At 66.0% G+C, this 18154-nt stretch carries 16 protein-coding genes; 5 read left to right on the top strand and 11 right to left on the bottom strand.

All coding sequences use genetic code 11. From position 1 onward, the window contains the following. Positions 1-202: 202 nt before the first annotated feature. Complete coding sequence (locus ACWDUA_RS21610; RefSeq protein WP_449753060.1) at positions 203-1168, top strand: tyrosine-type recombinase/integrase; 966 nt, start codon at positions 203-205, stop codon at positions 1166-1168. After that, entirely contained in the window at positions 1165-2955 is a 1791-nt protein-coding gene (locus ACWDUA_RS21605; RefSeq protein ID WP_449753059.1) for a hypothetical protein, read from the top strand. The genes ACWDUA_RS21610 and ACWDUA_RS21605 overlap by 4 nt, the downstream gene beginning before the upstream one ends. Before the next feature lie 499 nt (positions 2956-3454). Here the strand turns inward: ACWDUA_RS21605 and ACWDUA_RS21600 are convergent, their stop codons facing one another. Continuing rightward, positions 3455-4282 carry an MBL fold metallo-hydrolase gene (locus ACWDUA_RS21600; RefSeq protein WP_449753058.1) on the bottom strand — a complete coding sequence of 276 codons (828 nt, stop codon included), beginning with the start codon at positions 4280-4282 and terminating at the stop codon, positions 3455-3457. A gap of 681 nt (positions 4283-4963) precedes the next feature. Then, positions 4964-6268: a plasmid pRiA4b ORF-3 family protein gene (locus ACWDUA_RS21595; protein WP_449753057.1), complete on the bottom strand. Its 1305-nt coding sequence runs from the start codon at positions 6266-6268 to the stop codon at positions 4964-4966. A 255-nt stretch (positions 6269-6523) separates the two neighbouring features. Between ACWDUA_RS21595 and ACWDUA_RS21590 the strand changes: the two genes are divergently transcribed. After that, complete coding sequence (locus tag ACWDUA_RS21590) at positions 6524-7108, top strand: nitroreductase family protein (RefSeq protein ID WP_449753056.1); 585 nt, start codon at positions 6524-6526, stop codon at positions 7106-7108. A 79-nt stretch (positions 7109-7187) separates the two neighbouring features. Here ACWDUA_RS21590 and ACWDUA_RS21585 read toward each other — a convergent pair whose 3' ends face one another. The 6 genes from ACWDUA_RS21585 to ACWDUA_RS21560 all read right to left on the bottom strand — a co-directional run bounded on the left by ACWDUA_RS21585 (position 7188) and on the right by ACWDUA_RS21560 (position 12820). Beyond that, on the bottom strand, positions 7188-8063 hold the full coding sequence (locus ACWDUA_RS21585) for a metal ABC transporter permease (protein WP_449753055.1): 876 nt from the start codon (positions 8061-8063) through the stop codon (positions 7188-7190). Then, positions 8060-8839 carry a metal ABC transporter ATP-binding protein gene (locus ACWDUA_RS21580; RefSeq protein WP_449753054.1) on the bottom strand — a complete coding sequence of 260 codons (780 nt, stop codon included), beginning with the start codon at positions 8837-8839 and terminating at the stop codon, positions 8060-8062. Before ACWDUA_RS21580 ends, ACWDUA_RS21585 begins: the two co-directional genes overlap by 4 nt. After that, a complete protein-coding gene (locus ACWDUA_RS21575) occupies positions 8836-9765 on the bottom strand; it encodes a metal ABC transporter substrate-binding protein (protein WP_449753053.1) in 930 nt (309 codons plus the stop codon). The genes ACWDUA_RS21580 and ACWDUA_RS21575 overlap by 4 nt, the downstream gene beginning before the upstream one ends. 130 nt (positions 9766-9895) lie before the next feature. Further along, positions 9896-11251: an AAA family ATPase gene (locus ACWDUA_RS21570; RefSeq protein ID WP_449753052.1), complete on the bottom strand. Its 1356-nt coding sequence runs from the start codon at positions 11249-11251 to the stop codon at positions 9896-9898. Between the two features lie 205 nt (positions 11252-11456). Beyond that, on the bottom strand, positions 11457-11648 hold the full coding sequence (locus ACWDUA_RS21565) for a hypothetical protein (protein WP_449753051.1): 192 nt from the start codon (positions 11646-11648) through the stop codon (positions 11457-11459). Next, positions 11645-12820: an LLM class flavin-dependent oxidoreductase gene (locus ACWDUA_RS21560; RefSeq protein WP_449753050.1), complete on the bottom strand. Its 1176-nt coding sequence runs from the start codon at positions 12818-12820 to the stop codon at positions 11645-11647. Before ACWDUA_RS21560 ends, ACWDUA_RS21565 begins: the two co-directional genes overlap by 4 nt. Before the next feature lie 186 nt (positions 12821-13006). On the opposite strand from ACWDUA_RS21560, the gene ACWDUA_RS21555 reads away from it, so the two are divergent. Further along, the gene (locus ACWDUA_RS21555; RefSeq protein ID WP_449753064.1) at positions 13007-14176 is read left to right on the top strand and encodes an LLM class flavin-dependent oxidoreductase; all 1170 of its coding nucleotides are present in this window, start codon (positions 13007-13009) and stop codon (positions 14174-14176) included. Continuing rightward, complete coding sequence (locus ACWDUA_RS21550; protein ID WP_449753049.1) at positions 14173-15537, top strand: NtaA/DmoA family FMN-dependent monooxygenase; 1365 nt, start codon at positions 14173-14175, stop codon at positions 15535-15537. Before ACWDUA_RS21555 ends, ACWDUA_RS21550 begins: the two co-directional genes overlap by 4 nt. On the opposite strand, the gene ACWDUA_RS21545 is transcribed toward ACWDUA_RS21550, so the two are convergent. The 3 genes from ACWDUA_RS21545 to ACWDUA_RS21535 form a co-directional block, all read right to left on the bottom strand. Further along, positions 15509-15928 (bottom strand): DUF1801 domain-containing protein, encoded by a 420-nt coding sequence (locus tag ACWDUA_RS21545; protein WP_449753048.1) that lies wholly within the window; start codon positions 15926-15928, stop codon positions 15509-15511. The two genes, ACWDUA_RS21550 and ACWDUA_RS21545, sit on opposite strands and share 29 nt — an antisense overlap. A gap of 143 nt (positions 15929-16071) precedes the next feature. Then, the gene (locus tag ACWDUA_RS21540) at positions 16072-16467 is read right to left on the bottom strand and encodes a VOC family protein (RefSeq protein ID WP_449753047.1); all 396 of its coding nucleotides are present in this window, start codon (positions 16465-16467) and stop codon (positions 16072-16074) included. Positions 16468-16469: 2 nt separating this feature from the next. Further along, complete coding sequence (locus ACWDUA_RS21535) at positions 16470-18107, bottom strand: AMP-binding protein (RefSeq protein ID WP_449753046.1); 1638 nt, start codon at positions 18105-18107, stop codon at positions 16470-16472. Between the last annotated feature and the right edge of the window lie 47 nt (positions 18108-18154).

Genomic DNA, 18154 nt, shown 5'->3' with positions numbered 1-18154 from the left:
TGTTCATCGGTGAACACCTGATACCTCGAACTCGTCATCGCCACCAAGGCAGTGTGCCCGCCTCACACCTTCGCAGTTAGGAGACACGCCCTAGCTTGAAATGGCGCGTAACAGCGGAGGCCCGGCGAGCAGGCCGGCCGTAGAGCCCGCCCAAGCGCACGAGTGCCGTCGCCCTTCTCCCCTGTCAGAGGCGAGTCGCTCAATGTCGGTGGTTGTCGAGGATCTCAGAGTTGACAATCTCGACGCAGATCGACTGGACACGTTGCGGGAAGTGGGTATACGTGCACGGCAGCCGCACGTCGCTGACCTGGTACGCGAGGCGGCCGCGCGGGCTCAGGTGTCAACGCCGTGGCGCTCAGAAGACGTTGACATCGAGGGCTTTCGGGCGGTGGTCCATCTGCTGATCGCCTTCTACTACGAGACCCACACCGTAGACGCGCGGCGGGCGCTCCGGAGAGCCAACGTCGACTACTACCTTGAGCAGCGGTTTCGCCCGACACGCCGCACAACCCGATACCTGCTATATGCGGCAGGACGGGTGCTCTATCCACGCGAGTATCCACCGGCGGCAACCGTGGACGCACCACGGCAGGAACGGACGCGGCCAGCGACCGAGAACCAGATCGATGCCTTGTATCGGGTGGCGGCGACACTGAGTGACAAGTGGCGGCCCGCCCTGGTGATGATCGTCGATCTCATCGTGGGGGTTGGCGCGCGTCCAGAGGAGCTGAAGGTGTTGCGGCGCTGCGACATACGTATCGAGAACCACCATGGCGAGCGGTGGGTGGTGGTGACGTTACAGACCCCGAAGACTCAGCCACGCGACGTACCGGTGCTGGACGCAGACATCGCGCGCCGTATCGAGCACTACGTCGTCAACGCCCGCCATGACTACGTCATGGCGTTCGGCAGCAATCCGAGGGTCGAGCGCAACGCAATCAACCGAGTGAATGACCGACTTCTCGAACGCGGACACGCCGAGCGAGTCAATTCGAAAGCCCTGCGGCATAGATGGATGCAAGAGATGGCCCAGTTGCTACCCCTAGAAGCTTTCTGCCGTCTGGCCGGACTCAAGCACATTCCGCCAATGGCCGAACTGGGGCTAGTGGACGCTGGTTCGGGCGATCTCACAGCCGTGACCGCATACCTAGTGGAGCGTGACCGTTGAGTGTTCACCCCAGCGTTAACCATCCCGAGGTCTACACGGCAGAACGCGCCTTCGCCCAAGCGCTGACGCTTATTACACGATCTGGCGTAGTCCCACTCATCGAAGAGTGGCGTGTGCAGCAGGTCGCGGCTCCGCGCGGGGCGTTCAAGGGCGCGCTACCGTACACACTCCCCGGGGCCCTGGTGGCGTTGGCGTGTGTGCTTCTGCGGCGTGCAGAGCCGACGATCCGAACCGTCTATCGCACCTTGCTTGACTTCTCGACCGAGCAGCTCGCTTGCGTCGGCATTGATGATGCTGAGCTGATGCCAATACGGGCGAACGCCGATCGAGGGCTCATCAGCTTTCGGGGTTGGCTTGAGCGCAGCTTGTCCTGTCTCGACAGTGCACCTGACCAACCGGCGAGGCGCACTCTGCACGCTGAGCACAAGGCCATTGTTGCATCGCGCTCCGCCGAGCAGGAATCGGCGTACGCGATTGCTGCCGAGAGACTCTCGATAGTCGTCAACTTGATCGTGAGTGCCTCGATCGATGAGAAGTATCGGCACAGCGGGCGGGGAGATCTGATCGTCGACGAAACGATCATCGATATCAGCGCCGCTAGCTATGGCCTTGGTGTGCGCGATGACCGCTACCGGCCAGCCGTGTACTTTGCCGGGTACTACCAGCGAGACTCGCGCAATCAGGTCGACTCGACTGGGGCCCCCATCGCCAAGAAGCGGGCTTGGGGAGTCGGGATAACTGCGGTCAGCAGCGTCGGCCCACCTGAGGCTCTGCATAGCCGACCCGTTCTGTTCACCGGGCTATCGATCCACCCGCCGACCTCAGGCTCGCTGCAGGGCCTTGACGAGGCGGTCCGCCACCACAAAGCCAATGGCTTCGACAACCGGCCGCAAGCCAGAAACGCCAGGTGGCCACTACTCACCTGCGATATGGGCTATCTGAAGGATGGATTCGACCGGTGGCAGCTCACCAATCGCTATGCTGCGGTCTTTCGATACCCGCAGCACTGGTCCACCGACTACGCCAGTGTGCCCACCAACCCCGCTGCCGAGGTTGCCCCGGGCCCGGTGCAACTATCCGGGGCCTGGTACTGCCCAACAGCCGCCGAGATTTCGATGGGTCGCGATTACGTCACCCCACTGCGCGAGGTACTGACCGCCGATGATTGGGAGGCCCGGGAACGGCGACTCCGCCAACTGCTACCCAGGCTCATGGGCGTCGATCGGCGCGCTTTCGAGGCCAACACAGTCCCGGGCAGGCCCGTAGCCGGCGAGGAACCCGACCGATCTCTCAAACTGGTGCTGACCTGTCCGGCGAGCCTTGGCAATGTCCGATGTACCCGGTGGAACAACCCGGACACCGCCGACAGCCTCGAACTGCCTCTCATCGAGCCCCCCGACACGATGCCCTACTACACCTGCTGCACCCAACCCACCGTCACGGTCACCCTCACCGAACAACAGCGAAAGCGACAGCAGTGGAGCCAGTTTGCGCCGGGCTCGCACGACCATGCAATCTACTACGAGGCCGCTCGATCACTCACCGAGCAACGGTTCAGCTTGATCAAGTCCAGAACGGCTGTCGGGCTCGTCCATTTGAAGTACGGCGCTCGGCGCGAACCCTTTATGAAGCTTGTGATTGCGATAGCCTTCGCCGTCGTCAACTTGCGAACAATCGAATTGGCCGAGAGTCCTCGACCTAAAAGGCCTGAATCTGTCCGTGCAAAGTGGCGTCGCCTCGAACGCGACCTCGGCAAACCGCCCATCCGGATGCCACCCCGCTCCTAACGACACCGAACACGAAAGGGCGAGTCCCGTCCCCCGGGGCTCGCCCTCTTACGTCTGCGATACTTAGAAACCCCTCGAACATACGGCCATCCCACACGCCGCAACCGCTGAAAATCCTCCTGAACTGCGCATTTGTCCGCTACCCATCGCGCAGATGTCAACCTAGCAACGCGGTCAGCATCGAACCCGACCCGCTGGCTACACCACTAACGGCTCACGCAGCGGCGCCGAGAACTCCTCGGACTTTCGGCGGAAACTCCTCGGACTTTCGTCACAACACATCCTCCGACCCGGCAGAACGAACCGCTCACCACCACGAGCGGTTCAGCTCAAAACACTGACAAGGTCGGGTTGCAGAGATGCGGCCTGGCTTCTTGTCTTTCGAGGGCCCTCCTATCGGGGGAAGCCCGGTGTCTTGGAGACGCGGTGAGCGGCGGAGAGTTCGTCGTCCAGATTCTGACCCGGATCGTCGTTCGATGAACTCGACGACGAGGAAGAGTCACCCATCGACAGTTCCGACTGTCGACGGCGCGGACTCGAACGAGGCCAGGAGGGCTTCCAGTGCACCCTGATCAGGAGCGCTGAACTCGGCCACATCCGGTGCCCCGGCCAGCATGTCGAACGCGATGTCGGTATGTCGCATGACTGGTGGAAGATGGGTGCTCAGGAGCTGGTCGGCTCCGAAGGAGCGCAGTGAGTGAACCGCCGGAAGATACTTGCCCGGGTCGACCAAGCGAACCCAAGGGCTGTCGACAGAAGCCCAGAGTTGTTGTGCAGCAACCAGTTCGGATTCGGTAATCGCTGTTGCGTCGTCGGCGGTCGCCAAGTGCGCAGAAGACAGCGGCGCACCGAGGCAGTCAGAGGTGAAGCAGGTCGACGACCGCGGGTCGTAGCAACCCACGGTGCAGGGATTGTCGAACAACGGTGGCCGAAACGCGACGAGCCGCCGGTCGCCGACGTCGATGGATTCACCAGGGTTGAGAAAGTAGACCCGGTCGAGCGGCACAGGTCGTTCACACGACAACGTCCCCACCGCGCCGAAGGTGGTGATCAGCCGTGCGTGTGGTGCGGCATCGAGCAAGAAGTGGAGCGCCCCGGTGTGATCGCGGTCGGGGTGCGTCAACCAGATCCATGCGACGTCGGTCGGGTCGAGTATCGTCGCGAGGTCGCTCAGGAAGTCGCGGTCGGCTAGTCCGAGGCCGGTGTCGATGACGACGGGTTCGGTCGCGTGGAGGACGAATGCATTGACGGGCAGATGTCCAAGTCCGGGGATCTCGAGTGCGTCTGCCAGGACACTGATGTCAGGTCGAATTCGGTTGATGCGCATGACAGTTCTTTCTCTCGCGGAATTCGAGAGGCGCGATCGACGATTCCACGGGCTCTCGCCAGCGCGTCTGAAGCACGTAACGCCCTGTTTCCCATGACGTTTGTTTACGAAGACTAAACAATAGGAGCAAGGCGTTTCGCATAACCACTGTACGTCAGGATTTGACGGCAGGCGAGCAATTGACCATGATCGGAATGGAGTTCTCGAGGACTCCGGTGATTCGGAAGTATGCTGGTCGGGCGGGCACGGGCCGATACTTGGGTTTCAGTGTCCGCGATGCCATAAACGCTGTCCTGGTAACGATCACAGCGATACTGGCGGCATCGGCGATCGAGGCGGCCGGCGCTGATTTCTGCGGGCGGAGGTGCGGCGAACTCATTGCACCAAGAAGGTGCTGCAGGCCGAAGCCGGGCGCCGAGGTCCGTATCCGCAACCCGAAAAACTGTGGACCACGGAACTTTTCAATGCGAAACCCGCCCCAGGACCGGATCTGGTGCGATAGTCGCCTGCGACGCCCGGAACTCGTCGGATCATGGCCCACCCCGACCGAATTCGGCTCCTTCTGCTGACCGCTCGAGGACACTGTCAACGACATCAATCGATGGTCAGGATGCACGGAGTGGGGGACTCACCGTGCGAGCGTGCGCGGTCTCGCTCGCACGGGGGTGTCAGCCAAAGGGGCTATCCGGTCAACGCGCCCCGGGCGATCGCGGCTGCAACTGGGCCGAGGAGGACCGGATCGCGGGAGAACCTCGGTTCGGAGACATTGATCAACAGGTTTTCCACCGGACCGAACAGGTTGTAGCTCCTGATCGGTTCGCCGTCGCCCACACGCCAGTCCACGGCGGTCAGCAGCTCCGCGATCCGCTCGAGTGGCAGAACCCCGTCCTCGGACGTGGCCGCGAACAGCAGCAGCATCGAGGAGTCGACGTCGAAGCCGGAGGCGTCGGTCGGGACGAGCCGCTCACCGAGATACTCGACGAGCCCGGCGGGATCATTCATCAACGCGGTGCCGCGCCGGGTACGAACGAGGCGCCCCTTGTACTTGCGCAGCAACCCCAGCTTCTGCAGCAATTCCCGGAAGTTCTGCAGGGGAGCGCCATCGGATTCGCGTGTGCGCGCACCGATCCAGCCCTCCATCGAAGGCACCACCTCGCAGGCCGGTCCGACGTCGACGGGTTTGAGATAGCCACTCGCGGTCAGCATGAAGCCGTCGTCGCCGGCATGGTCCAAGAACCAGAGAATCGGGTGGAGGCCTTCGGCGAGCGCGTCGGGAGCCATCGGCTCGGGCACGGCGAGCAGGCGTTCTGCCCGGGCACCGAGATCGCCTGAGTTCGGCTGCGGCTGTAGCCGATAGAGCAGTCGGTGCAGTCGCGGATCGATCCCCGCGGTGGCCATCCGGTTGATCGGATCATCGAATTCTGCGTTGACCTCGTCGACATCGAAATGGGCGGGATCGTCGAGCACCTCGACGAGTTCGGCGGCATCGGTGAGATGGCCACAGTCCTCGGGAGGTGCCGCACGGCGCCCGTCGACGCAGCGCACGGCCGGTGCGTCGGCGGGAAGCGGCAACACCTCCTCGAGGCGGAGCGTGAGCTGCCAGTCGTCGCCGTAGTCGTACACATAGTGCAGGGTGTCGCCGGGCTCGTGCAGCGTCTCGTCGAGACGGACGTCGGTGGCGGGGGTTCCCTCTTCTTCGCCCTCATCGACGTCGAACGGGCACAGGAACAATTCGGTGTCGCGGCGAAAAGCGCTGCCACCCAAGGAGAACTGGTGCAAATGGTAGTCGAACCACGCGAACGACGTCTGGATCGCGCGATGCACAACGTCGAGCCGTACATCGGATCGGATGTCGAGGCGCCGCCAGATCGCGGGTCGTGCGTCGTCGAGGTCGATGCGAATACGAAACAGCACCGGATCGGGGAGCGGGGGCTTGCGCAGGTGCGGTCGCGGTGGTCGTATGGTGCGCGGACCTGGTCTGTTCATCATCGACCTGACGACATCGGTCACCGCGTCGCGGTCGAGCCCTGCGATCAGTGCCTCGAACTATTGACGGATCTCGTCCTCGGACGGGGTGTCGGCCATGCGGTCAGGGTAGTCGGACAGCCGCGAAGGCGTCGGTCCGGTTCGCGTGCGCAGTCATGTCACCGGGTGATGGGTGGCCGGGCAGGCATCCGTGCGATCGATCGCCCGAGAGCCGGACGTCGCTCCCCGAGCGAGATGGACTGGCACACTGGCCAGATGAGTGTGTGCGACGTGCCCGCCGAACCGGTGCTCCACCCGGCGATCCTGGGCCGGTACAGTCCGGTCCGGTTCGACGATGATGCCGTGGTCGGGGACGCGGCGATCGACACGATCCTCGATGCCGCCAGGCTCGCTCCGTCGGCGGGCAACTCACAGCCATGGGCGTTCATCGTCGGCCGGCGAGGCGATCCGGTGCATGCGCGGATCGTTCCGCATCTGGCGGCGAGCTCATCGAGGTGGGCACCCGACGCCTCGGTCATCGTCGTCAACGTGGTGCGCGTCCTGGTCGAGGGGACAGACTGGGCGTACTCGGAGTTCGCGCACTACGACATGGGGCAGGCGGTGGCCCATATGACGTTGCAGGCGATGGCGATCGGTCTGGATGCCCACCAGTTCCGGGCGTTCGATCGCGATGCGGTCGCCGCCGAGTTCGGCGTGCCCCGCGAGTGGGAGGTGACGTCGATGACGGCGTTCGGGGTCGGCGTACACGCGACCGGAGAGTGCCCGGGTGTGTCCCGTGAACGCCGGACCCGCGACGACGTGACGTGGGCGCGTGACCGGGACGTCCCAGAGGGGTGGTGACCGTGGGGTGGTGACCGTGGGGTTGTGACCGTGCACGGGACCACCGATCTTCCGAGCATGCTCTGAGCCCGGTCTCACCTCACGCGTTCGCCACCTCGGCCACCGGCCTGGTCTTCCGGAGCGCGGCCGTGACGACGCCATGAGCAGGGCTGAACAGATAGACGATCGCGAACACCACGCCCTGCGTGAGCACCACCATCCCGCCGGGTGAGGTGTCCTGATAGTAGGAGACGTAGAGGCCGATCACGCCGCTGATGATCGCCACCGCCGGCGCGATGAGCAGCATGCGGTGGAACCTATCGGTGAGCAGGTGTGCGGTGGCCCCCGGGATGATCAGCATCGCGACGACGAGGACGATGCCGACCACCTGCAGGGCGGTCACCGCGGTGAGGGCGAGCAACCCGAGCAGCAGTGCGCCAAGGAGTTTGGGGTTGAGTCCGATGGCGTACGCATGGGTGGGGTCGAAGGCATAGAGGGTGAGGTCGCGTCGTTTGACGATGAGCACGATCGCCACGATGGCCCCGAGTACCGCGATCTGGATCAGATCCGAGCGCGAGACGCCGAGCAGGTTGCCGAAGATGATGTGGTTGAGGTCGGTTTGGCTGGGGGTCACCGAGATCAGGACGAGGCCGAGCGCGAACAGCGTGGTGAACACGATGCCGATGGCGGCGTCTTCCTTGATCCGGCCGGGATTGCGGACGGCACCGATGAGTCCGACGGCGAGAAACCCGAAGACGATGGCGCCCAACGCGAACGGCACGCCGACGATGTAGGCGAGGACCACCCCCGGCAACACCGCATGTGAGACGGCGTCACCCATGAGCGACCAGCCGATCAGCACCAGCCAGCACGACAGCAGCGCACACACGAGGGAGGCGATCAGTGTCGCGGCGAGCGCGCGGGTCATGAAGGAGTAGTCGAACGGGTCGAGGAGGAGATCGACGATCGTGGTCATGGGTGCTGTTCCTGGGGGCCGGCCGTGGGGGAGGCGTCGAGGGGATCGATACCGAAGGCACGGATGAGGTTGTCGGGGGTGATCACCACATCGGGGGTGTCATGCACCAGGACCCGGCGCATCAGCAGTACGGCCTGGTCGGCGAGTCGGGGCAGGGCGTGCAGGTCGTGGGTGGAGACCAGGATGGTGGCCCCGCCGTCGGCCAGCTCCCGCAGCAGCGTGCTGATGGTGGCCTCGGTGCGTTTGTCGACGCCGGCGAACGGTTCGTCGAGCAGCAGGATGGACGCCTGTTGGGCGATGCCGCGGGCGACGAAGGCACGTTTGCGTTGCCCACCGGAGAGTCGGCCGATCTGGCGGTGCTGGTACTCGCCGAGTTCGACCCGTTCCAGCGCCTCGTCGACGGCGGCGTGGTCGGCGCGGCGCGGTCGACGGGTCGGCCCCAGGTGTCCGTAGCGGCCGGTCATCACCACCTCGCGCACCGAGATCGGGAACGACCAGTCGATGTCCTCGGACTGCGGGACGTAGCTGATCGCGCCGTTGCGGCGGGCGGCTGCCGGGGGCCTTCCCCCGACGCGGACCGTGCCGGCATCGGGGCTGATCATCCCCATGATGGCCTTGAACAGCGTGGACTTGCCGGAACCGTTCATCCCGATCAGTCCGCAGACGGTGCCCGTCCCGAGACGCAGCTCGGCGCCGTCGAGGGCCACGGTGTCGCCGTACCGGACGCTGAGGTCACGCACGTCGATCACCGGTTGCTGTGCGGTGGATTCGGTCATGATGCGGGGCTCGTTCCGGTCAGCCCGGTGACGATGGTGTGGACGTCATGGCGGATCAGGTCGAGGTAGGTGGGGACGGGACCGTCCGCCTCGGACAGGGAGTCGACGTAGAGGGTGCCGCCGAAGCGGGCATCAGTGGCCGAGACGACCTGCTGCATCGGCTTGTCGGAGACCGTGGACTCGCAGAACACGGCCGGCACCCGGTTGTCGTGGACGAAGTCGATGGCCGCCGCGACCTGCTGAGGGGTGGCCTGTTGCTCGGCGTTGACCGGCCAGATGTAGCGCTCGGTCAGCCCGGCGTCTCGGGCGAGGTAGGAGAACGCGCCCTCGCAGGTGACCAGCGCCCGTTCGTTGGCGGGCAGGGCGTCGAGCGAGGAGACGAGGTCCTTCTGTACCGCCGCCAGCTCGTTCTTGTACGCGGCGGCATTGGCGCGGTAGCCCTCGGCGCCGTCGGGATCGAGTTCGGCGAAGGCCTCGGCGAGGTTGTCGGCGTAGATCCCGACGTTGAGCGGACTCATCCATGCGTGCGGATTCGGTTTGCCCGCATAGGCATCCGAGGTGATGTCGATCGGTGTGATGCCATCACTGACCACCACGTGCGGGACATCGAGGTCGTCCATGAACTGGGCGAACCAGGCCTCCAGGTTCAACCCGTTGTCGACGATCAGCGATGCCTGCGCGGCGCGGCGGATATCGGCCGGGGTCGGCTCGTATCCGTGGATCTCGGCACCCGGTTTGGTGATCGACTCCACCTGCAGCCGATCTCCGGCGACGTTGGCGGCGATGTCGGCCAAGACGGTGAACGTGGTCAGCACCACCGGCTTGTCACCGTCGTCCGACGACGTGGTCGAGCACGCCACCGCGGTCCAGGCGACCAGCAGCGAGGCCATCAGTGTCGCGAGGAGCCGCACCCTGTGTTTTGGCATGCCGATACTATAAGTTCGGACACCCTGATTTGCGCAAGTGGCAGATTCCGGACAAGGGGTGACCCGGGGGTTCGTGGTCCCGCAGGAGCGCGGTGTCGGGGTGCCGACGCGACGCAGTCCCCACCCTCGGCTACAGGTACTGCCCCTGCACGGGGGCTTCGGCGCGATAGCGGCCCGAGCCGATCTCGGCCAGTAACGCCCGGGTCGTCAGAGCTCCGTCACTGCCGCCGAGGACCGCGCGGCGCACGATCTCCCGCAGGTCACTGCCGCTCGTCCGTTCCGGCAGCCGGGCCGCGACCGCTGCGCAGTCCACCTCCCCGGGCATGTCCTCGACCAGTGCGGCGAGGATCCGTGCGGCTGCGGCGGTGTCGGGGTAGCCGACCTCCACGATGCTGTCGAACCGTCCGGTCCGGACCGCAGCGGCGTCGAGCGTGGCGGGGTCGTTCGTCGAGGCGAGGGTCAGGATGCGTGCATCGGAGGCGATGTCCATGGCCTGCAGCAACTCGCCGAGCCCGCCGCCTCCTTCGCGGCGGTCCCGCACGAACAGGTCCACATCCTCGAGCACGATCACCACCGGCCCGCCCAGCCGCTGCGCCTCCTCGATCACCTTGGTCAGCAGGTACTTTCCGGCGTCGGCCTCCACATAGATCACGGTGAAGCCGGCCTCGACCGACTCGGAGGCGACGACCGCAGACACCGCACTCTTGCCGGTCCCCGGCGGACCGGCCAGCAGAACTCCCCGGCGGGAACCGAGACCGTGCGCGTTGAGGATCTCGTGGCGATCACGCACCGCGGCGATCCCGAGGTCGATCTCCCGCCACACATTCGCGTCGACCACCACCGTCTCGCGGCGCAGTGCCGCAGGCAGGCTCACCGCGGAGAACCTCAAGACCTCGCCCGCACCCGCGCGGACGATCCGCCCGCGGTACGGATGCAGCGCGTAGGCGCGCGCCATCAGCGTGTCCAGTACCCCGCGTGCCTCCACCTGATGCCCGCGCGTCACGAATGCGGTGATCTCGGGCTCGTGGTGGATACCGGTCCGAGCGTCGATACCGATCACCATCGGTGCACCGTGGAGCAGCGTGCCGGCCGGGAAGATCGCCCGCAGGAGCTTCGGGTGGTGGTACGCCGTCTCGCCGACCGTGGTCTGTGTGTAGGAGGGAGGGATGGTGTAGTCCTCGGGACCGAGCTCGGCGTCATACCGCGAGATCAGCTCGCCGAGCGCGAGAGCGACGGACATCGCCTGCACACCATTGAGATCCGTACTCTCGTAGAGGATTCCGGACCAGCGGGCGAGGCCGAGTCCACGAACCGTGAACATCTCCTCGGTCTCGGGCTCCGCGTGGTGCCGGGTGGTGCCGACGAGCAGCTCGCCGAGGGCTCGCAGGGCCTGCGTCGAACCGTCGGGCAGCGCATCGATCCACGCCGCGGCGTCGGTGATGGGGGCCTGTACAGCTCTGGTCGTACCGGTTTCGGTCAGTGTCATGGGTATCCGTCGTGGCGGGCAGCCCCGCGTCGCCGACACCATGGGTGGTGAAGGTTTCCGTTGTACACGCTCATCCCGACGATGTCACGCGGACAAGCGGCCGCACCTGCGGACTGATGTTGTCGGTGCAACGATGCTCACCGAGAACACACGTTGCGACGCAACATGTTACGACATCTCGTTCCCTGTGCCGGCCGAGCGCCGGTCACCCAGACGTGCGGTCCGCACCGAGCGGTATCGACGTGCGTGGTGCCTCGGGATGAAGGGCCGCGGCGGCGGCCAGGGCGCTCGGGTCGACGTCGAGTCGGTGTACCCACCGGGTGACACAGGTGGTCACCGCACTGTTCAGACGCGCGTGGATGGCCCGCCCGGGTCGTATCCCACCGATGTCGGTCATTCCGATCCCTCCGCCAATCCCCAAGCACGGGCGAGTAATTCGTGAGACGCGAGACGATGGTGGAAGTCGTGGGTGACACTCGTGATCACCAGCTCGTCGGCCCCGGTCACCCTGGCGAGGGTGCGCAGGCCGTCGACGATGGTGTCGGGCCCGCCGACGAACTGGGTGCGGATCCGGTCGTCGACCAGCGCACGGGCGTCCGCGTCGAGCGGCGGTGCGGTGTCGGGGTCGGGATACGGCTGCGCGCCCGCCCCGCTGCGGATGCCGTGCACCCAGTGTCCGTACGTCGAGGCCAGGTGTGCCGCGGTCGCATCGTCGTCGGCGACGACCACATCCGCCGACACCACCACGTAGGGTTCGGCGAGGTCGGCCGACGGTGTGAACGCGCTACGGTAGGCCTCCACCGCCTCGAGGACGGTGGACGGGCTGACGTGATAGTTGGCGACGAACGGCAACCCACGTGCCCCGGCGGTCTGCGCGCTCTGCCCCTTGCTGCTCCCGAAGATCCACACCGCGACGTCGGCCCCCTCACCCGGGACCGCCGACAACCCGATGTCATCGTGCCGGAATCGTCCTTCCAGCAGGGCCAGCACATCGCCGACGGCGTCGTCGAAATCCGGGGGAGTCGCACCGTCGAACTGGGTCGCCTCGAAGGCCGCCACGATCCGGGGTGCGCCGAGCAAGGTCTCGACGGGGAACGGTGCCGGGATCAGCAGACCGTCGACGACCTGGTCGGGCTGGGGCGTCGACGCCACCACGGGCGGGATCGACCCGGCCAGCTCGGTGCGACGCTGCGCCGACCGCCCCAGACCCAGATCCAGGCGTCCCGGGTACAGCGCATCGATCGTACCGAAGGCCTCGACGATCGACACCGGCGTGTGCAGGCCGCTCTGGACGGCCGCCGAGCCCACCCGGATGGTGTCGGTGGCGGCGGCGACCAGCCCGATCAGTGTCGTCGTGGACGAGCTGGCCACCGCGACCAGGTGATGTTCGGCCAGCCAGTACCGGCGATATCCGAGTCGCTCGACGTGTCGGGCCAGTTCGACGCTGCGCCGAACGGCGGTCGCGGCGTCGCTGCCCTCGGTCACCGGGGCAAGGTCGAGCACCGACAGCGGGATCGGGGGCGCGGGTGTCGGGGACGCGGGGATCGGAGTTGCGCCGGCTTCTGACATGTCGCTCCTCGTGCGATCCGGATCGCCGCGTACGCAGCCTGCCCTTCCACCGAAGCCCGAAGGGCGTGCGATCGACAGGGTTTGACCCACGCCGATTCGATCCCGCAGACCATGGAATCCCGCCCGCCGGCCGATGGTTCGTGGCGAGGACGGCAAAGTCAGACGATCCGACCGATGGAGGAAGTGATGGCCGACCACGTGCACCTCGCTGTCGCGCTCGAGGGTGCGGGATCGCACCCGGGCGCGTGGCGGGCACCCGATGCCCAGCCGCAGGCGCTGACGCGAGCGGACTACTGGCGTCGACTGCTCGTCGAGGCCGAGTCCGGACTGCTCGACTTCGCCACGATCCCGGATTCGTTCGCGCTGCATCGTGGACGTCCCCGCACCGACCGTGCCGTGGGCCGGCTCGACGCGGTACTCCTGGCCTCTCGGCTGGCCCCGGCCACCGGTCACATCGGGCTGGTCCCCACGACCACCGTCACCCACACCGAACCGTTCCACGTGTCCAAGGCGATCGCCACCCTCGACCACATCAGCGAGGGGCGCGCCGGGGTCTCGCTGCGCACCACCGCCGATCCCGACGAGGCCGCACTGTTCGGCCGGCGTCGCTTCGCCGACAACCCTTCCGTACTCTCCGACCTCGCTTCCGAGGCAACCGATTTCGCCACCGTTCTGTCCCGATTGTGGGACTCGTGGGAGGACGACGCGGAGATCCGTGATGTGGCGACCGGACGCTTCGTCGACCGCGACAGACTGCACTACATCGACTTCGTCGGCGAGCACTTCGCCGTCCGCGGTCCCTCGATCACCCCGCGGCCGCCGCAAGGGCGGCCGATCATCGCCTCCACCGGAACCCATGCCACCGATCTGCAGCTCATCGGCGCAGCCGCCGACGTCGGCTTCATCACCCCGCGTGACCCCGACGACGCCGCCCGCGCGGTGACGGCCATCGCCGCCGCGCGTACCGCAGCAGGTCGCGCAGAGGATCCGCCGGCGCGAGTGTTCGTCGACCTGTTCGTTGTCCTCGGATCATCGAATGATGCTGCTGTCCAACGCCTCGAGCAGCTCGATGCCTGGGCAGGGGAGGGTCACACCGCTGCGGGGACCGTCGTCGGGACCGCGCAAGGCCTGGCCGACGAGATCGAACGCTGGACCTCGGTGGACGGTGTGCACGGCATTCGTCTGCATCCGGCGTCGTTGCCGTACGACATCCAGGCCATCGTCGCCGATCTCATCCCAGAATTGCAGCGTCGCAACCTGTTCCGCACAGAGTACGCCGAGCGGAACCTGCGGCGACGCCTCGGGCTCACCCGCCCGCAGAACCACTTCACCACACGGAAGACCGGTGTCGCATGACCAAGCAGGTACATCTGGCCGCCCACTTCCCGGGGGTCAACAACACCACGGTGTGGAGCGACCCGGCGTCGGGAAGCCAGATCGACTTCGCATCCTTCGTCCACCTCGCGCAGACCGCCGAGCGTGGCAAGTTCGACTTCTTCTTCCTCGCCGAGGGATTGCGACTGAGGGAGCAGAACGGGCTGATCTATGACCTCGACGTCGTCGGCCGGCCCGACACCTTCACCGTGCTGTCCGCGCTCGCCGCGGTCACCACCCATCTCGGCCTCACGGGCACCATCAACTCCACCTTCAACGAACCCGTCGACGTCGCACGGCAGTTCGCGACCCTCGACCACCTGTCCGACGGGCGTGCCGCATGGAACGTGGTGACCTCCTGGGATGAGTTCACCGGGGAGAACTTTCGGCGCGGCGGCTACCTGCCCGAGGATCAACGCTACGCCCGCGCCACCGAGTTCCTGGACGCCGCGGCCGTGCTGTGGGACTCGTGGCGCGACGACGACATCCTCGCCGACAAGGCGGACGGCCGATTCCTCGCGCGCGAGGATGCCGGTGAATTCGATTTCCACAGTTCCCAATTCGACATCCACGGGTACTTTCCCGCGCCCCGCCCACCGCAGGGCCGGCCGGTGATCTTCCAGGCCGGTGACTCCGACGAGGGGCGTGAGTTCGCCGCGGCCACCGCCGATGCGATCTTCTCCCGGCACGCCACCTATGACGCCGGCCGCGCCTTCCACGCCGACGTCAAGCGACGCCTGCCGTCCTACGGGCGGCGCGCCGAGGACCTCCTGGTGCTGCCTGCGGCCACCTTCGTCGTCGGCGACACCGATGCGCAGGCCGCCGAGCTGGCCCACGAGGTGCGGTTGCAGCAGGTCAGCGGCCAGACGGCGATCAAATTCCTGGAGCAACTGTGGAACCGGGATCTCTCCGATCACGACCCCGACGGCCCGCTGCCTCAGGTGGATCCGCTCCCGGGGGAGAACACCGTCGCCAAGGGCCGGGCGAGCGTGCGCATGCACCGCGATCCGATCGCGGTGGCGCGGGAGTGGCGGGACCTGGCCGAGGCCAAGAATCTGACGACCCGTGAACTGATCATCGAGGTCACCGGGCGGCAGGCGTTCATCGGCTCCCCGGAGACCATCGCGCACACCATCAACCGTTTCGTGCAGGACGACGTCGCCGACGGCTTCATCCTGGTCCCACACATCGTGCCCGGCGGCCTCGACCGGTTCGTCGACGACGTGGTGCCGGTGCTGCAGGATCTCGGTGTCTACCGCACGGAGTACGAGGGCACCACTCTGCGTGACCACCTCGGGTTGGCGCGGCCGCAACTCAGCGTGGCGGATCGTCCGGTCGCGTGAACGCGATCCGGATGAGCTGCCGGAGCACCTGCTCATCGATCCGGTCGAGCCGTTTGACGTAGACGCATCCGGCGCCCTCGGTGTACTCGCCGAGGCGCGGCAGCAGGGCCGCGCCGTCGGGGAGGTCCTTGAGTCCATACAGCGAAATCGCCGACTTGCGGGGCGAGAACCCCACCTTGGGCCAATCACCCTCGGTGCGTGACGTGGTCGACGGTGACACATGGTGATAGGTGCCATAGCCGACGATGGATGGTCCCCACATCACCGCGGTGGCGCCGGTCTCCTCGCGCATGATCGCATCGAGCCGATGCCCCTCGTCGACGCGTCGCGCAGGGGTCGCGGCGTCGAGGAACTCGGGCACCGACGCATCGGTGGGTCGGGTCTTCGCCATCCTTCGAGGGTAGGTGGCGTGCCCGCCGTCGGATCGGTGGGGAGCACTCCACGGTTGTGGACGTGCTCCCCCGAGCTGTCCGGGATCGCCCTACAACGTGAGTGCACCCGGCGCCTGGTGAGCACCACGCTCCATCCTGCCTCCTATGTGGTCACGAAATAGCGCCGAGACTCGGGTTCGGTGACGGTGAAGAGTTCCATGAGAAGGCCGTCCGGCCCCTGAGCCATCGCGAACCCACCACCGGGGGTGACGGTGATATCGCTGACCTCGACACCTTGACTGCGGAGTTCTGCCACGAAGTCCGGGAGGTCGTCGATCATGAAGCCGATGTGGTGGAAGACGTTGCGGGCGCGCGGGGGCGCCTTGCGCGATTGGAATAGGTGGATACGGCCCGTCCCGATCGTCATGAAGACGTTGCGGTCGCCATCGATCTCGGCGTCATAGACGACCGTTGCGCCGAAGTGCTGCTCGAAGAACTCGCAGAACGAGGTCACGTCGTCGGTGACGAGATGGACATGGTGCAAGGAAACATCGGCCATGGTCAGGATTCCTTTCGTGTGGGTACGAGACTGCGCTTCTTGAGATCTCGGCAGTCATGCAGGCCGGGCACGGGGGCACTGCCGTCGAAGCCCGCCGGAGTGAGGAGATGCTTTTGGACCTTCTGTGTGCCGGTCGTCGGCAGGGTCGCAACGAACCGTATCCAGCCGGGGATCTTGTAGTAGGCCAGTTGTTCTCGAGCTGCGAGACAGATCGAGCGGGCGACGAGCTCGTCGGCCGAATCGTCGTGGGGGACGATGACCGCCAGAACCTCTTCGTCGCGCATGGCGTCTGGCACGGCGAGGACAACTGCCTGCGAGACGCGGGCGTCCTCGGTCAGAACGGCCTCGACCTCCGCGGACGAGATGTTCTCACCGCTCCGACGGATGATGTTCTTCGCGCGGTCGACGAAGTAGAACATTCCCGAGGCATCGCGCCTGCACAGGTCACCGGTGTGGAACCATCCACCGAGCCAAGCTGTCTCGGTGGCATCGGGGTCGTGTAAGTACCCGGTGAAGAAGCCCCTGCGCGGGTCTTCGGCGCTGTCGCGTACGACGAGTTCACCGAGTTCACCGTCGTCGGCGGTGCTGCCGTCCTCGCGTGCGATCCTGGCCTCGATACCCATCGGCCGGCCGCAGGCCCGGGTACTGATCTGTCGGGGCTCGTCGGCAACCAGAAGCCCCCTCCCCGTCTCTGTCATTCCCCAGACCTCATGCAGCGGGATGCCGAATCGCTCTTCGAATGCACCGTGCACCACGGGATCAACCCCTGCCCCGAAAGCACTTCGCACCGAGTGCTTCCGATCCTCGGGACTGGCCACCGCGGTCATCAGCGCCGGGATCATGATCCCGAGGTAGTGAAACCGCGTCGCGCCCGTCTCGCGGATGTCGTCCCACCAGTTCGACAGGCTGAAACGCCCGGGAACAACGAGACAGGCACCTCGGTCGACCACGCCACCGAAGGTGAGCATCAGGGAGTTCATGTGGTAGAGGGGTAGCGGGTTGAACACCCGGTCTGCACCCGGCCGGAGGGTGAGGGCCTCGGTGGATGTGCCGTAGTTCCGCCCGGACTCGAGTGCGTAGAGATTGTCGATCACACACCCTTTGGGTCGACCGGTGGTACCGGACGTGTACAGGATCGCGGCAGGATGCCGGATCGGGTCCATGTCGTTTGTGCTGTGCCGGGCGCGGTTGGCCGACGCGTCCGGTAGATCCTCTGGCCCACCGGCCACAGGCAGATCACGGTCGGTCATCGCCGCGGCAGCGCCGACTATGTCGCGCAGAGTGTCGAGACAGACCGTCGCGCACGCACCGGAATGATCGAGCACGTAGGCGAGCTCCGGCGCGGTGAGGTCGGTGTTGAGCGGAACGGTGCAGGTGCCGATGCTGTTCAGCGCGAGATGGTGGAGAAGGTGTTGAGGCCGGGAATCGAAGGCCAAGGCAATGATGTCGCCGTTGCCGTAACCGCGGTGTGCGTAGGCCGAGGCCAGCGCGTCGACCTGGTCGAGGGCGTCGGCATAGGTGGTCTCGGCGGGAAATCCCCATTCCCCGCACAGTCGTCGTGGTACCGCGAGGACCGGGTGATCGCGGAACGTTGTGGCGCGGTCGGCGAAAAGGCCGTAGATGCTGCTGTGCCCGCTCATGTGGTCTCCTTCGGGTTCCTTCTGATGGCTGGTTGAGTCGTGATCGC

The sequence above is a fragment of the Gordonia sp. NPDC003376 genome (genome assembly GCF_053589235.1).
The sequence above is the reverse complement of the archived record's forward strand: the minus strand, read 5'-3'. Positions and strand labels throughout refer to the sequence as shown.

Bases quoted from the DNA above. Each gene is read 5' to 3' on its own strand.
- ACWDUA_RS21600 (WP_449753058.1), bottom strand. From the start codon at position 4,282: ATGCGCATCAACCGAATTCGACCTGACATCAGTGTCCTGGCAGACGCA.
- ACWDUA_RS21590 (WP_449753056.1), top strand. From the start codon at position 6,524: ATGAGTGTGTGCGACGTGCCCGCCGAACCGGTGCTCCACCCGGCGATC.
- ACWDUA_RS21535 (WP_449753046.1), bottom strand. From the start codon at position 18,107: ATGAGCGGGCACAGCAGCATCTACGGCCTTTTCGCCGACCGCGCCACA.
- ACWDUA_RS21585 (WP_449753055.1), bottom strand. From the start codon at position 8,063: ATGACCACGATCGTCGATCTCCTCCTCGACCCGTTCGACTACTCCTTC.
- ACWDUA_RS21575 (WP_449753053.1), bottom strand. From the start codon at position 9,765: ATGCCAAAACACAGGGTGCGGCTCCTCGCGACACTGATGGCCTCGCTG.
- ACWDUA_RS21540 (WP_449753047.1), bottom strand. From the start codon at position 16,467: ATGGCCGATGTTTCCTTGCACCATGTCCATCTCGTCACCGACGACGTG.
- ACWDUA_RS21570 (WP_449753052.1), bottom strand. From the start codon at position 11,251: ATGACACTGACCGAAACCGGTACGACCAGAGCTGTACAGGCCCCCATC.
- ACWDUA_RS21595 (WP_449753057.1), bottom strand. From the start codon at position 6,268: ATGAACAGACCAGGTCCGCGCACCATACGACCACCGCGACCGCACCTG.
- ACWDUA_RS21610 (WP_449753060.1), top strand. From the start codon at position 203: ATGTCGGTGGTTGTCGAGGATCTCAGAGTTGACAATCTCGACGCAGAT.
- ACWDUA_RS21580 (WP_449753054.1), bottom strand. From the start codon at position 8,839: ATGACCGAATCCACCGCACAGCAACCGGTGATCGACGTGCGTGACCTC.
- ACWDUA_RS21550 (WP_449753049.1), top strand. From the start codon at position 14,173: ATGACCAAGCAGGTACATCTGGCCGCCCACTTCCCGGGGGTCAACAAC.
- ACWDUA_RS21555 (WP_449753064.1), top strand. From the start codon at position 13,007: ATGGCCGACCACGTGCACCTCGCTGTCGCGCTCGAGGGTGCGGGATCG.
- ACWDUA_RS21565 (WP_449753051.1), bottom strand. From the start codon at position 11,648: ATGACCGACATCGGTGGGATACGACCCGGGCGGGCCATCCACGCGCGT.
- ACWDUA_RS21545 (WP_449753048.1), bottom strand. From the start codon at position 15,928: ATGGCGAAGACCCGACCCACCGATGCGTCGGTGCCCGAGTTCCTCGAC.
- ACWDUA_RS21560 (WP_449753050.1), bottom strand. From the start codon at position 12,820: ATGTCAGAAGCCGGCGCAACTCCGATCCCCGCGTCCCCGACACCCGCG.